Origin of the sequence: Dyella sp. LX-66, from assembly GCF_018599165.1 — a bacterium.
Lineage (GTDB): Bacteria > Pseudomonadota > Gammaproteobacteria > Xanthomonadales > Rhodanobacteraceae > Dyella_D > Dyella_D marensis.
In genome coordinates, this window is the sequence record NZ_JAHFVJ010000002.1 from 563,818 (window position 1) to 577,854 (window position 14,037).

The 14,037-nt window shown below is 65.5% G+C and carries 11 protein-coding genes and 1 tRNA gene; all 12 read left to right on the plus strand.

Annotation, left to right across the window (positions count from 1 at the left end):
* Positions 1-8: 8 nt before the first annotated feature.
* Positions 9-1,319 carry an NADH-quinone oxidoreductase subunit NuoF gene (gene nuoF / locus KK141_RS06295; protein ID WP_214570194.1) on the plus strand — a complete coding sequence of 437 codons (1,311 nt, stop codon included), beginning with the start codon at positions 9-11 and terminating at the stop codon, positions 1,317-1,319.
* Complete coding sequence (gene nuoG, locus KK141_RS06300; protein WP_214570193.1) at positions 1,316-3,640, plus strand: NADH-quinone oxidoreductase subunit NuoG; 2,325 nt, start codon at positions 1,316-1,318, stop codon at positions 3,638-3,640. Before nuoF ends, nuoG begins: the two co-directional genes overlap by 4 nt.
* 3 nt (positions 3,641-3,643) lie before the next feature.
* Positions 3,644-4,672 (plus strand): NADH-quinone oxidoreductase subunit NuoH, encoded by a 1,029-nt coding sequence (gene nuoH / locus KK141_RS06305; protein ID WP_214570192.1) that lies wholly within the window; start codon positions 3,644-3,646, stop codon positions 4,670-4,672.
* Between the two features lie 8 nt (positions 4,673-4,680).
* On the plus strand, positions 4,681-5,172 hold the full coding sequence (gene nuoI, locus KK141_RS06310) for an NADH-quinone oxidoreductase subunit NuoI (protein ID WP_214570191.1): 492 nt from the start codon (positions 4,681-4,683) through the stop codon (positions 5,170-5,172).
* A 14-nt stretch (positions 5,173-5,186) separates the two neighbouring features.
* Positions 5,187-5,843 carry an NADH-quinone oxidoreductase subunit J gene (locus tag KK141_RS06315; protein WP_167257635.1) on the plus strand — a complete coding sequence of 219 codons (657 nt, stop codon included), beginning with the start codon at positions 5,187-5,189 and terminating at the stop codon, positions 5,841-5,843.
* Positions 5,840-6,145 carry an NADH-quinone oxidoreductase subunit NuoK gene (gene nuoK / locus KK141_RS06320; RefSeq protein ID WP_026634431.1) on the plus strand — a complete coding sequence of 102 codons (306 nt, stop codon included), beginning with the start codon at positions 5,840-5,842 and terminating at the stop codon, positions 6,143-6,145. Before KK141_RS06315 ends, nuoK begins: the two co-directional genes overlap by 4 nt.
* 4 nt (positions 6,146-6,149) lie before the next feature.
* Complete coding sequence (gene nuoL / locus KK141_RS06325; RefSeq protein ID WP_214570190.1) at positions 6,150-8,255, plus strand: NADH-quinone oxidoreductase subunit L; 2,106 nt, start codon at positions 6,150-6,152, stop codon at positions 8,253-8,255.
* Between the two features lie 14 nt (positions 8,256-8,269).
* Entirely contained in the window at positions 8,270-9,778 is a 1,509-nt protein-coding gene (locus KK141_RS06330; RefSeq protein WP_167257608.1) for an NADH-quinone oxidoreductase subunit M, read from the plus strand.
* 8 nt (positions 9,779-9,786) lie between these two features.
* Complete coding sequence (gene nuoN, locus KK141_RS06335; protein ID WP_214570435.1) at positions 9,787-11,226, plus strand: NADH-quinone oxidoreductase subunit NuoN; 1,440 nt, start codon at positions 9,787-9,789, stop codon at positions 11,224-11,226.
* Positions 11,227-11,386: 160 nt separating this feature from the next.
* Positions 11,387-11,463: transfer RNA gene (locus KK141_RS06340), tRNA-Met, on the plus strand.
* 420 nt (positions 11,464-11,883) lie between these two features.
* Complete coding sequence (rimP, locus tag KK141_RS06345) at positions 11,884-12,396, plus strand: ribosome maturation factor RimP (protein ID WP_214570189.1); 513 nt, start codon at positions 11,884-11,886, stop codon at positions 12,394-12,396.
* Positions 12,397-12,444: 48 nt separating this feature from the next.
* Positions 12,445-13,944, plus strand: coding sequence for a transcription termination factor NusA (gene nusA / locus KK141_RS06350; RefSeq protein ID WP_214570188.1), 1,500 nt, complete (start codon positions 12,445-12,447; stop codon positions 13,942-13,944).
* Positions 13,945-14,037: the final 93 nt, after the last annotated feature.

Genomic DNA, 14,037 nt, shown 5'->3' on the forward strand with positions numbered 1-14,037 from the left:
ACGGCGTCATGGCATACGGTCCCGCACCCCAGGAACACCAGGTCGTCTACACCACGCTGCATTTCGACAAGCCGTGGGCGATGGACAGCTACACCCAGGTCGGCGGCTATGAAGCGTGGAAGAAGATCCTCGCCGAGAAGCCCGACCCGAACGCGCTGATCGAAGAGATCAAGAAGAGCAACCTGCGCGGCCGCGGCGGCGCGGGCTTCCCGACCGGCCTGAAGTGGTCCTTCATGCCCAAGGGCAACATGCAGAAGTACATCCTCTGCAACTCCGACGAGTCGGAGCCGGGCACCTGCAAGGACCGCGACATCCTGCGCTTCAACCCGCATGCGGTGATCGAGGGCATGGCCATCGCCTGTTACTGCACCGGCTCCACCGCGGCGTACAACTACCTGCGCGGCGAGTTCCACCACGAGCCCTTCGAGCACTTCGAGGAAGCGCTCAAGGAAGCCTATGCCGCGGGCCTGCTGGGCAAGAACATCCAGGGCACCGGCCTGGACGTGGACATCTACGGCGCGCTCGGTGCCGGCGCCTACATCTGCGGCGAAGAAACCGCGCTGATGGAATCGCTGGAAGGCAAGAAGGGCCAGCCGCGCTTCAAGCCACCGTTCCCGGCCAACTTCGGCCTGTACGGCAAGCCGTCGACCATCAACAACACCGAAACCTACGCCTCGGTGCCAGCGATCCTGCGCAAGGGCGCGGACTGGTTCCTGGCGCAGAGCAAGACCAAGAACGGCGGCCCGAAGATCTTCTCGGTCTCCGGCTGCGTGCAGAAGGGCGGCAATTTCGAAGTGCCGCTGGGCACCACCTTCGACGAGCTGCTGGAAATGGCCGGCGGCCTGCGTCCGGGCCGCACGCTCAAGGGCGCGATCCCGGGCGGCGTGTCGATGCCGGTGCTGACGGCCGAGCAGCTGAAAGGCCTGCCGTTCGACTACGACACCCTGCGCGACCTGAAGACGGGCCTGGGTTCCGGCGCCATCGTGGTGCTGGACGACACCGTCTGCACGGTGCGCTTCACCCGCCGCATCTCGCAATTCTTCCATAAGGAATCCTGCGGCCAGTGCACGCCGTGCCGCGAAGGCACCGGCTGGATGCACCGCGTGCTGGACCGCATCGTGGAAGGCAAGGGCACCATGGACGACCTGCATCGCCTGAAGGCGATCGCGGGCCAGATCGAAGGCCACACCATCTGCGCGTTCGGCGAGGCGGCGGCCTGGCCGGTGCAGGGCTTCCTGCGCCAGTTCTGGCACGAGTTTGAGTACTACATCGTCAATGGCCGCTCCATTGTCGACGACCAGCTGGGAGTCGCTGCATGAGCGCGCAGCCCGTGAACAACACGCCGCCCGATCTCCTCAACATCGAGGTCGACGGCAAGCCCACGCAGATCCGCAAGGGCGCCATGATCATCGAAGCGGCGGACGCCATCGGCGTGTCGATCCCGCGCTTCTGCTATCACCGCAAGCTGCCCATCGCCGCCAACTGCCGCATGTGCCTGGTGGAAGTGGAAATGGGCGGCAAGCCCATGCCCAAGCCGCAGCCGGCCTGCGCCACCCCGGTGGCCGAGGGCATGAAGGTCACCACCCGTTCCGCCGGCGCGCTGAAGTTCCAGCGCGACGTGATGGAATTCCTGCTGATCAACCATCCGCTGGACTGCCCGATCTGCGACCAGGGCGGCGAGTGCGAACTGCAGGACGTGGCCCTGGGCTACGGCCGCAGCGTGTCGCGCTACACCGAGCGCAAGCGCACCATCGCCGATGAAAACCTCGGGCCGCTGGTCGCCACCGAGATGACCCGCTGCATCCAGTGCACGCGTTGCGTGCGCTTCACCAGCGAGATCGCCGGCACCTACGAGCTGGGCGGCATGAGCCGCGGCGACAACCTGCAGATCGGCACCTATATCGGCAAGGCGCTGGAGACCGAGCTGTCCGGCAACGTCATCGACGTGTGCCCGGTCGGCGCGCTCACCAACAAGCCGTTCCAGTTCAAGGCGCGCGCCTGGGAACTGGTGGCCAAGCCGTCCGTCGGCTACCACGACGCGCTGGGCTCCAACCTGTGGCTGCATACGCGCCGCGGCGAGGTGCTGCGCACGGTGCCGCGCGACAACGAAAGCATCAACGAGTGCTGGCTGTCCGACCGCGACCGCTACAGCCACCAGGGCATGTACGCGGCCGACCGCATCACCGCGCCGCAGGTCAAGCGCAACGGCCAGTGGCAGTCGACCACCTGGGAAGATGCGCTGATCGTGGCCGGCGAAGCGCTGGCCAAGGCCCGCGGCGAACTCGGCTTCCTGGTTTCCCCGGCCACCACCAACGAGGAAGGCGACCTGCTGGTGCGCCTGGCCCATGGCCTGGGTTCCGCGCATATCGACCACCGCCTGCGCCAGACCGACTTCGCCGACCAGGCCCACGCCCAGGCCTTCGGCCTGCCGGTGGCGGAAGTGGACAAGGTCAAGGCCGCGCTGCTGGTCGGCTCCGACCTGCGCTACGAAATGCCGCTGCTGAACCACCGCGTGCACCAGGCGGTGAAGAAGGGCGCCAAGGTCTACGCCGTCAATCCGGCGCGCTTCAACTTCAACTACGCGTTGGCCGGCGAAGAGATCGTCGCGCCGCAGGCCATGGCCGATGCGCTGCTGGCGCTGGCCAAGGCGGCGGTGCAGGGCGGTGCGACCGCACCGGCCGCGCTGGCTGCCGCCATCGACGCCGTGCAGGCCGACGAGGGCGACCGCGGTGCGATCGACGCGCTCAAGGCCGGCAAGGCCGTGGTGATCCTCGGCGAAGCCGCCGCGACGCATCCGCAGGCCTCCTGGCTGCGCGCGATCGCGCGCTTCATCGCCCAGGCCACCGGCGCCGGCTACAACGAAATCCCGGTCGGTGCCAATGCGCTGGGCCTGAGCCGTGTCGGCGTGCTGCCGGGCAATGGCGGCCTCGACGCGCAGGCGATGCTGGCGCAGCCGCGCAAGGCCTACGTGCTGTACGGCGTGGAGCTGCCGCACGACGTCGCCGACGGCGCCGCCGCGCTGCAGGCGCTGACCGGCGCCGAAAGCGTGGTCGCGTTCTCCGCCTACGCCACCCCGGCGCTGCGCGACCTGGCCGACGTGATCCTGCCGATCGCGCTGCTGCCGGAAATCGACGGCACCCTGGTCAATGTCGACGGCCTCGCGCAGAGCGTGGTCCAGGGCGCCCGCGCCCCCGGCGACGCCCGCCCGGGCTGGAAGGTGCTGCGCGCGCTCGGCGGCGGCCTGAAGCTGGCCGGTTTCGAGTTCGACGACCTGGCCGGTCTGCGCGACGGCATCGCCGATCGCGTCCCGGCTACCCGCGAAGGCCTGGCGCCGCGCGCCGCGGCCGACGGCCTCACCCGTCTGGCCACCTGGCCGATGTACCGCGCCGACGCCGTGCTGCGCCGCGCGAGCGCGCTCAGCGCGCATCCGCTGAACCGCGAGCCGGCCGTGCGCCTGAGCGCGGCCGAAGCGCAGCGCCTGGGCCTGGCCGACGGCGCTTCGGTGCGCATCGGCAAGATCGCGCTGCCGGTGGCCGTCGACGAGTCGGTGCCGGACGGCACCGCCTGGATCGAAGCCGCGCACGAACTCACCGCCACGCTGCCGCCTTACGGCGCGGCCATCACCTTGAGCAAGGCGTAAGCCATGGGCGAACAGATCCTCAACCAGCTCGTCTGGCCGATCATCTACATCCTGTGCATCGCCGTTCCGGTGATCCTGGCGGTGGCGATGTTCGTGTACTGGGAGCGCAAGGTCATCGGCTGGATGCACGTGCGCATGGGGCCGAACAAGGTCGGTCCCCTCGGCCTGCTGCAGGCCTTCGCCGACGTGGTGAAGCTGCTGATCAAGGAAGTGATCCTTCCGAGCAGCGCGAACAAGTTCCTGTACTACCTGGCGCCGCTGCTGGCCCTGGTGCCGGCAATGGCGGCATGGGCGGTGATCCCGTTCAACGACAAGCTGGTGCTGGCCAACGTCAACGCCGGCGTGCTGTACCTGCTGGCGATGACCTCGCTGGGCGTGTACGGCATCATCCTGGCCGGCTGGGCCTCCAACTCGCGCTACGCGCTGCTGGGCGCGATGCGTTCCGCCGCGCAGGTCATCTCCTACGAACTGGCCATGGGCCTGTGCCTGGTCTGCGTGCTGGTGCTGGCCGGCAGCCTGAACCTCACCGACATCGTGCATGCGCAGTCGGGCAGCAAGGGCATCTTCGAGTGGTTCATGTGGCCGCTGCTGCCGGTGTTCGTCATCTACTTCATCTCCGGCGTGGCCGAGACGAACCGCGCGCCGTTCGACGTGGCCGAAGGCGAATCGGAAATCGTTGCCGGCTTCCACGTGGAGTACTCGGGTTCCGCGTTCGCCATCTTCTTCCTGGCCGAATACGCCAACATGATCCTGGTCAGCTTCCTGGCCGCGATCCTGTTCATGGGCGGCTGGCTGTCGCCGTTCCCCTCGTCGGTGCCGTTCCTGGGGCAGGGCAGCTTCTTCTGGCTGTTCGCGAAGGCGTTCTTCTTCGCCTTCCTGTTCCTGTGGTTCCGCGCCAGCTTCCCGCGCTACCGCTATGACCAGATCATGCGGCTGGGCTGGAAGGTGTTCATTCCCATCACCATCGTCTGGGTTCTCGTGGCCGGCTGCATGAAGTATTTCGGCTGGGTCAGCATCGGCACGGGAGGCTGAAGAAAACCATGTCCGGCATTAGCAACTATTTCAAGAGCCTGCTGCTCATCGAGCTGTTCAAGGGCATGGGCCTGACCATGCGCTACATGTTCAGCCCCAAGTACACGATGCGCTACCCGATGGAGCACATCCCCAAGTCGAACCGCTTCCGCGGCCTGCATGCGCTGCGCCGCTACGCCAACGGCGAGGAACGCTGCATCGCGTGCAAGCTGTGCGAGGCGGTGTGCCCCGCGCTGGCCATCACCATCGACTCCGCCCCGCGCGAGAGCGACGGCCAGCGCCGCACCACGCGCTACGACATCGACCTGTTCAAGTGCATCTTCTGCGGCTTCTGCGAAGAGAGCTGCCCGGTCGACTCGATCGTCGAGACGCACGTGCACGAATACCACTTCGAAAAGCGTGGCGAAAACGTGGTGACCAAGCTGCAGCTGCTCGCCATCGGCGACCGCTTCGAGCATGAAGTCGCCGCCGCCCGCGCCCAAGACGCCGCGTACCGCTAAAGGACACAACCGTGATCGATCCGTCTGTGTTCCAACTCGTCTGTTTCTACGCTTTCGCGGCGGTCACCGTGGTGGCGGCGCTGGGCGTCATCACCTTGCGCAACTCGGTGCATGCCGTGCTGTCGCTGGTGCTGACCTTCTTCAGCACCGCCTGCATCTGGCTGCTGGCCGAGGCGGAGTTCCTGGCCATCGCGCTCATCGTCGTCTACGTCGGCGCGGTGATGGTGCTGTTCCTGTTCGTGGTGATGATGCTGGACATCAAGCAGGAGCACCTGCGCGAAGGCTTCATCCGCTACCTGCCGGTGGGCATCGTGGTGGCCGTGGTGATGCTGGTGGAAATGCTCGCCCTGATCGGCGTGCGCACCATGCACGAGGCGGTGATGGGGGCCAACCCGGCCACCGCCGCCGGCCTGTCCAATACGCAGTGGCTGGGCCAGGCGCTGTACACCCAGTTCCTGCTGCCGTTCGAGATCGCCGCGCTGATCCTGACCGTGGGCGTGGTCGCGGCCGTGGCGCTGACCCTGCGCCACCGCGGCGGCACCCGCCACCAGACGGCCGCGCAGCAGGTCGCCGTGAAGGCCACCGACCGCGTGCGCATCGTGAAGATGGCGGCCGAGCGCCCCGCGACCGACGCGCCCGCGCAGACCCAGAATCCGGAGACCAAGCCATGATCACGCTGTCGCACTTCATCGTGCTTGGCGCGGTGCTGTTCTGCATCGCGGTGGCCAGCCTGTTCATCAACCGCAAGAACGTCATCGTGCTGCTGATGTCGATCGAGCTGATGCTGCTGGCCGTGAACATCAACTTCGTGGCCTTCTCGCGCTTCCTCGGCGATGTGGCCGGCCAGGTGTTCGTGTTCTTCATCCTCACCGTGGCCGCGGCGGAAACCGCCATCGGCCTGGCGATCCTGGTCCTGCTGTTCCGCAATCGCAGCACGATCAACATCGCCGAAATCGACAGCATGAAGGGCTGAGCCGATGATCTCCACCTCCATCCTGCTGGTCATCGCGCTGGCGCCGCTGCTCGGCTGCCTGCTCGCCGGCTTCCTCGGCAAGTTCATCGGGCGCGCCGGCTCGCACAGCGTCACCATCCTCGGCGTGGCGATCTCCTGCGCGCTGTCGATGTACGTGCTGTACCAGCTGTGCACGGGTGCCGCGCAGGTCTACAACCAGAACATCTACACCTGGTTCGAGATCGGCAAGTACACCGCCACGGTCGGCTTCCTGATCGACAAGCTGTCCGCCATGATGATGGTGGTGGTCACCTTCGTGTCGCTGCTGGTGCACATCTACACCATCGGCTACATGGCGGAAGACGACGGCTACCAGCGCTTCTTCAGCTACATCTCGCTGTTCACCTTCTCCATGTTGATGCTCGTGATGAGCAACAATTTCATGCAGCTGTTCTTCGGCTGGGAAGCGGTGGGCCTGGTGTCGTACCTGCTGATCGGCTTCTGGTTCAAGCGCCCGACCGCGATCTTCGCCAACCTCAAGGCCTTCCTGGTCAACCGCGTGGGCGACTTCGGCTTCCTGCTGGGCATCGCCGCGATCCTGTACTTCCTGGGCACGCTGGACTACTCCGCCGCGTTCGCCAACGCGCCGAGCCTGGTCGGCAAGACCCTGCAGATCACTCAGAACCATGCCTGGGACGCCGCCACCGTGATCGGCGTGCTGCTGTTCATCGGCGCGATGGGCAAGTCGGCCCAGGTGCCGCTGCACGTGTGGCTGCCGGATTCGATGGAAGGCCCGACCCCGATCTCGGCGCTGATCCACGCGGCCACCATGGTGACCGCGGGCATCTTCATGGTCGCGCGCATGTCGCCGATCTTCGAGCTGTCCGAAGGCGCGCTCAGCTTCATCATGGTGATCGGCGCCACCGGCGCGCTGTTCACCGGCCTGATCGGCATCATGCAGAACGACATCAAGCGCGTGGTGGCGTATTCCACGCTGTCGCAGCTGGGCTACATGACCGTGGCGCTGGGCGTCTCGGCGTACTCCGGCGCGGTCTTCCACCTGATGACCCATGCCTTCTTCAAGGCGCTGCTGTTCCTGGGCGCGGGCTCGGTGATCATCGCCATGCACCATGAGCAGGACATGCGCTACATGGGCGGCCTGCGCAAATACATGCCGGTCACCTGGATCACCATGTGGATCGGTTCGCTGGCGCTGTGCGGCGTGCCGTTCTTCGCGGGTTTCTATTCGAAGGACGCGATCATCGAGGCGGTGGGCGAGTCGCACCGCTGGGGCGCGGGCTATGCCTATGCCTGCGTGCTGATCGGCGCCTTCGTCACCGCGCTGTACACGTTCCGCCAGATGTACCTGACCTTCCACGGCAAGGAGCGCTTCACCGTGGTGGCCGACCATGGCCATGGCCACGGCGAGCACGCGGCGCACCACGATGCGCACCATGGCGATGCCCACCACGGCAATCACCATGACGACGCGCACCACGATAACGCGCACGATGAGAGCCACGGCCACCATGAGCCGGGCGTGCTGCACCATGCGCCGAAGGAGTCGCCGTGGGTGGTGACCCTGCCGCTGGTGCTGCTGGCGATTCCGTCCATCGTGATCGGCGCGATCTTCGCCAAGGCCATGCTGTACGACGGCTGGTTCGGCGGGGCGATCCACGTCAACGAAGCCAACAACGTGCTGGCCGAGCTGAGCCACGAGTTCCATGACTGGTTCTCGGCAGGCCTGCATGGCTTCAAGCAGTGGCCCTTCGTGCTGGTTGCCGCGGCCTTCGCCATCCAGACCTACATCTATCTGTTCAACCCGTCCGTCGCCGACAAGATCAAGAGCGCGCTCAAGCCGCTGTGGACCGTCCTGGACCGCAAGTACTGGGTCGACGACGTCTACTTCGCGCTGTTCGCCAAGGGCGGCGTGAAGCTCGGCCGCGCGCTGTGGAAGGGCGGCGACGCCGCGGTGATCGACGGCGCGCTGGTGAACGGCTCGGCCTCGCTGGTCCAGCGCATCGCCAGCGGCGTGCGCGCGCTGCAGTCCGGCTACCTCTATCACTATGCCTTCGCGATGATCCTCGGCCTGATCCTGCTGCTTGGCGGGTATTGGCTGGTCGGGCAATAAGGGAACCCAGCTCCATGTTCAATCACTTGCTCAGCCTGCTGATCTGGCTCCCGATCGTCGGCGCCATCCCCGTGCTGCTGGCCGGCTCCGGCCGTCCCAACACCGCACGCTGGATCTCGCTGCTGGTGGCCGTGCTCACCTTCGTGCTCAGCCTGTTCCTGTTGACGCAGTACAACGCGGCCGACAGCAGCAAGCAGCTCGGCGAAAGCTATCTGTGGATCGCCTCGCTCGGCGTGCATTACGGCCTGGCGGTCGACGGCATCGCGGTGGCGCTGATCCTGCTGACCAGCTTCGTCGGCATCCTGGTCATCGTCGGCGCCTGGGAAGTCATCCAGAACCGCCCGCACCAGTACATGGCCGCCATGCTGGTGCTCGAAGGCCTGATGATCGGCGTGTTCTGCGCCACCGACGCGCTGCTGTTCTACGTGTTCTTCGAAGCCATGCTGATCCCGATGTTCATCCTCATCGGTATCTGGGGTGGTCCGCGCCGCGTGTACGCGACGCTGAAGTTCTTCATCTACACCTTCCTCGGCTCCATCTTCATGCTGGTGGGCCTGATCTACCTGTACCTGAAGGCGGGCTCGTTCGACCTGGCCACGCTGGCGGCGCTGCCGCTGAGCATGCGCGAGCAGACCTGGCTGTTCTTCGCCTTCCTGGCCGCCTTCGCGGTGAAGGTGCCGATGGTGCCGGTGCACACCTGGCTGCCGGATGCCCACGTGGAGGCGCCGACCGGCGGCTCGGTGGTGCTGGCCGCGGTGATGCTGAAGATCGGCGGCTACGGTTTCCTGCGCTTCTCGCTGCCGATCGTGCCGGACGCTTCGGAAGCTTATGCCTGGGTGGTGATCGGCCTGAGCCTGATCGCGGTGGTCTACATCGGCTATATCGCCCTGGTGCAGGACGATATGAAGAAGCTGGTGGCGTATTCGTCCGTGGCGCACATGGGCTTCGTCACCCTCGGCATCTTCATCGCCTTCATGCTGGTGCGCGGCGCCGGCAACCTGGACGCGGCCAAGCTCGGCATGCAGGGCGCGATGGTGCAGATGATTTCGCACGGCTTCGTGTCGGGCGCGATGTTCTCCTGCATCGGCGTGCTGTACGACCGTCTGCATAGCCGCCAGATCAAGGACTACGGCGGCGTCATCAACGTGATGCCGTGGTTCGGCTTCTTCTACGTGCTGTTCGCCATGGCCAACAGCGGCCTGCCGGGCACCAGCGGCTTCGTCGGCGAGTTCCAGGTGATCCTGGCCAGCTTCCAGGCCAATCCGTGGATCGCGCTGTTCGCCGCCTTCACCCTGATCATCGGCGCCGCCTACACCTTGTGGATGGTCAAGCGCGTGCTGTGGGGCGAGGTGACCAACCCGCACGTGGCCGAGATGAAGGACATCAACGGGCGCGAAGCCTTCGTGCTGATCGCCTTTGCCGCCGCGGTGATCGCGCTGGGCGTGTGGCCGCAGCCGCTGATCCACCTGATGGACAGCTCCGTGTCGCAGCTGGTGCAGCAGCTTGGCAACCACAAGATCTGAGAATGACCATGCCGAATCTCAATGACATTCTGATCATGCTGCCGGAGTTGTATCTGGTGGCGGCGGCGTGCCTGCTGTTGCTGCTGGACGCCTTCATGAAACCCGAGCAACGCAGCCTGCTGCACTGGCTGTCGATCGCGGTGGTGCTGGTGGCCATCTATCTGGTGATCTCCGGCCAGCCGGAACAGCCGGTGCGCGCCTTCGGCGGCATGTTCGTGCGCGACGGCGTGGCGGAGATCCTGAAGACCTTCGCGCTGCTGTGCGTGGCGCTGGTCTTCATCTACTCGCGCTCCTACCTGGCCGACCGCAAGCTCTATGTCGGCGAGTTCTACACGCTGATGATCTTCGCGGTGATCGGCGTGATGTTGCTGGTCTCGGCCGGCAACCTGATCACGGTGTACCTGGGCCTGGAGCTGCTGACGCTGTCCTCGTACGCGCTGGTGGCGCTGAACCGCGATTCGAAGCTGTCCTCGGAAGCGGCGGTGAAGTACTTCGTGCTGGGCGCGCTGGCCTCGGGCATGCTGCTGTACGGCATGTCGATGGTCTACGGCGCCACCGCCACGCTGGACCTGGCCACCCTGCATGGCGCCGCCGCGCATACCGGCGTGCCCAACCTGCTGCTGTTCGGCATGATCTTCATGATCATCGGCATCGGCTTCAAGCTGGGCGCCGCGCCGTTCCACATGTGGATCCCGGACGTCTACCAGGGTGCGCCGACCGCGGTGACCATCTTCATCGGCTCCGCGCCGAAGCTGGCCGCGTTCGGCATGGCCTACCGCCTGCTGGAAGCGGGCCTGGGCGATCTGTCGGCGCATTGGCAGCAGATGCTGGCCGCGCTGGCGGTGCTGTCGCTGGCGATCGGCAACCTGGTCGCGATCGTGCAGACCAACCTCAAGCGCCTGCTGGCCTATTCGACCATCTCGCACATGGGCTATCTGCTGCTGGGCCTGGTCAATGCCGGTCCGGAAGGCTACGCATCGGCGCTGTTCTACGCGATCAGCTACGCGCTGATGGGCACCGCGGCCTTCGGCGTGATCATGGCGCTGGCCCGCGCGGGCTTCGAGTGCGAGGAGATCGACGATCTCAAGGGCCTCAACCAGCGTTCGCCGTGGATGGCTTTCCTGATGATGCTGGTGATGTTCTCGCTCGCCGGCGTGCCGCCGCTGTTCGGCTTCTTCGCCAAGTTCCTGGTGCTGCAGTCGGCCATCCACGCCGGCATGCTGTGGCTGGCGATCGTCGGCGCGGTGTTCGCCATCATCGGCCTGTACTACTACCTGCGCGTGGTGAAGGTGATGTACTTCGACGCGCCGGTGGAAGGCACCGAGATCAAGGTGCAGCAGGATCCGGCGATGCGCCTGGTGCTGTCGCTCAATGCGCTCACCTTGCTGGTGCTGGGCGTGGCCTGGGGTCCGCTGCTGGGCTGGTGCAAGAGCGTGTTCCCCGGTTGATCGATGCGGCGGCCGCTGCCGCCGCGTTGATGCGTAGATAAGCGTGCGACTAAGAAGAGTTGTATCGGGCCTGGTAAGAATTCCGCAAAAAAAGTTTTACGGAATTCGCCTAGAACCCTTGCAAGAATTCGGCCATCCCGCTATAGTTTCATTTCTCTGGTGCGGGGTGGAGCAGTCTGGCAGCTCGTCGGGCTCATAACCCGAAGGTCGTAGGTTCGAATCCTACCCCCGCTACCAATTATTCGATTCGGCGTCCTCGCAAGAGGGCGCCGAATTTCTTTGCGCGCTGGAAAAACATCGCTTCGCATTAGTGCGCCAGGCTCAGGCCAGCGGGCGTAAATGTTGCAGAATCGCGTTAATCCGACTATGCTTCGTGAACTCTGAGGCGGACAAAGCGGAATAACGAAGCGCTTCCACAGCGCATCCAGATTCCCCCGCTACCGGATCTTTCTTTGAACAAGAAAGCCTCCTCGTGAGGCTTTTTTGTTGGGCGCAAGGATGCGTCGCATAGTCGTCACGCCCGGCTTGCTATTCGTACCGGTTTGCGCGCGCACATGCCCGGAAAGAGCCCCGGAAGAGTCGGGACATCGGCGAGATAAGGGAATGGGCCGTTGGAGCCCATTTTTCGTTTCTGGCGACAGTAAATAGACGGTTTTTATGGACACGCAGGCACTCGCACAACGCTTCACCGAGGTACTGGCCGATCTGGGCCTGAGCTGCCTTGGCGTGGAATTCTCCCCGTCGCAGGGGCAGAGTACCCTGCGCGTTTACCTGGACGTGGAAGGGCGCGAAGTCTCCCTCGACGATTGCGAGGCGGCCAGCCGCGAGCTGTCGGCCATGCTCGACGTGGAAGACCCGATCCCGGGGCATTACCTGCTGGAAGTGTCCTCGCCGGGCATCGACCGCCCGCTGTTCACCGCGGCGCAGTTCGGCAAGGTCGGCGGCCAGGAAGTGAAAGTGCTGCTGAAGGCGCCGCTCGAAGGGCGCCGCCGCCTGCGCGGCAAGGTCACCGCGGTGGAAGGCGAGCGCATTTCGCTGGAGGCCGAGGGGAAAGTGTTCGAGTTCGATCACGACGCGGTGGAAAGCGCACGCGTGGTGCCGGATTGGGCAGCGCTCGGCTATGTGCCGCAGCCCAAGCCCGGCAAGAAGCCGGTCAAGAAGACCAAGTAATCCATCAGAGCGAGCGGGCGACGGAAAGGCGTCCACGGAGTTGCTGCAATGAGCAAAGAACTGTTGCTGGTCGTCGACGCGGTTGCCAATGAAAAGGGCGTGCCGCGCGAGGTGATCTTCCAGGCGATGGAGGCCGCGCTGGCCTCGGCCGCCAAGAAGCGCTACCCCGACGAGGATCCGAACATCCGCGTGAGCATCGACCGCCAGAACGGCGAGTACGAGACGTTCCGCCGCTGGGAAATCATCGCCGACGACGGCGAGATGGAATCGCCGTACCACCAATTGCGCCTGATGGACGCCGTCGACGAGCGCGAAGACGCGCAGATCGGCGAGTACATCGAGACGCAGATCGAGAACGCCGAATTCGGCCGCATCGCCGCACAGGCCGCCAAGCAGGTGATCGTGCAGCGCGTGCGCGAAGCCGAGCGCCAGCAGGTGGTGGACGCCTACACCGACCGCGTGGGCGAGCTGATCACCGGCATCGTCAAGCGCGTCGAGCGCGGCAACGTCTATCTGGACCTGGGCGGCAACGCCGAGGCCTTCATCCCGCGCGACAAGACCATCCCGCGCGAATCGCACCGCGTCGGCGACCGCGTGCGCGGCTATCTGTTCGAAGTGAAGTCGGAAATCCGCGGCCCGCAGCTGTTCGTCTCGCGCGCGGCGCCGGAATTCATGATCGAGCTGTTCAAGCTCGAAGTGCCGGAAGTAGGCCAGGGCCTGGTCGAGATCAAGGGCTGCGCCCGCGATCCGGGCGATCGCGCCAAGATCGCCGTGGTGGCCCATGACAGCCGCACCGATCCCATCGGCGCCTGCATCGGCATGCGCGGTTCGCGCGTGCAGGCGGTGTCCAACGAGCTCAACGGCGAGCGCGTGGACATCATCACCTGGGCCGACAACCAGGCCCAGTACGTGATCAACGCGATGGCGCCGGCGGAAGTGCAGTCCATCATCATGGACGAGGAAAAGCACTCCATGGACATCGCGGTGGCCGAGGAGAAGCTCTCCCAGGCTATCGGCCGCGGCGGCCAGAACGTGCGCCTGGCCAGCAAGCTCACCGGCTGGCAGCTCAACGTGATGACGCAGGACCAGGTCGCCGCCAAGAGCGAGGCCGAACAGGAATCCGCGCGCCAGTTGTTCATGGAAAAGCTCGAAGTGGACCAGGAGATCGCCAACATCCTGGTGCAGGAAGGCTTCTCCACGGTCGAGGAAATCGCCTACGTGCCCAGCGCCGAGCTGCTGGCGGTGGAAGGCTTCGACGAGGACATCGTCGAGGAACTGCGCGCCCGCGCCCGCGACGCCTTGCTGACCGAGGCGCTGGCGGTGGAAGAGGGCGTGAACGAGCCTTCGGAAGAGCTGCTGGCGCTGCCGGGCATGAGCGAGTCGATCGCCTATGCGCTGGCCGAGCGCGAAGTGGTGTCGCTGGACGATCTGGCCGACCTCGCGGTCGACGACCTGATCGATATCGAAGGCGTGGACGAAGACCTCGCCGCCAAGCTGATCATGGAAGCGCGCAAGCCCATGATCGAGCGGCTGGAGAGGGGCGGCTAACCGCGGACGGCCGCGCCCTGGATGGGCGCGCCGAGGGAAGCCTTGAACGGCTTCCACCACGGATGGCGGTATCCGGGCGGCCTTCGGTCGCAC

Coding starts and splice junctions, on each gene's coding strand:
- rimP (WP_214570189.1), top strand. CDS start 11,884: ATGGACACGCAGGCACTCGCACAACGCTTCACCGAGGTACTGGCCGAT.
- nuoK (WP_026634431.1), top strand. CDS start 5,840: ATGATCACGCTGTCGCACTTCATCGTGCTTGGCGCGGTGCTGTTCTGC.
- KK141_RS06330 (WP_167257608.1), top strand. CDS start 8,270: ATGTTCAATCACTTGCTCAGCCTGCTGATCTGGCTCCCGATCGTCGGC.
- nuoI (WP_214570191.1), top strand. CDS start 4,681: ATGTCCGGCATTAGCAACTATTTCAAGAGCCTGCTGCTCATCGAGCTG.
- nusA (WP_214570188.1), top strand. CDS start 12,445: ATGAGCAAAGAACTGTTGCTGGTCGTCGACGCGGTTGCCAATGAAAAG.
- nuoF (WP_214570194.1), top strand. CDS start 9: ATGGCATACGGTCCCGCACCCCAGGAACACCAGGTCGTCTACACCACG.
- nuoL (WP_214570190.1), top strand. CDS start 6,150: ATGATCTCCACCTCCATCCTGCTGGTCATCGCGCTGGCGCCGCTGCTC.
- nuoH (WP_214570192.1), top strand. CDS start 3,644: ATGGGCGAACAGATCCTCAACCAGCTCGTCTGGCCGATCATCTACATC.
- nuoN (WP_214570435.1), top strand. CDS start 9,787: ATGCCGAATCTCAATGACATTCTGATCATGCTGCCGGAGTTGTATCTG.
- nuoG (WP_214570193.1), top strand. CDS start 1,316: ATGAGCGCGCAGCCCGTGAACAACACGCCGCCCGATCTCCTCAACATC.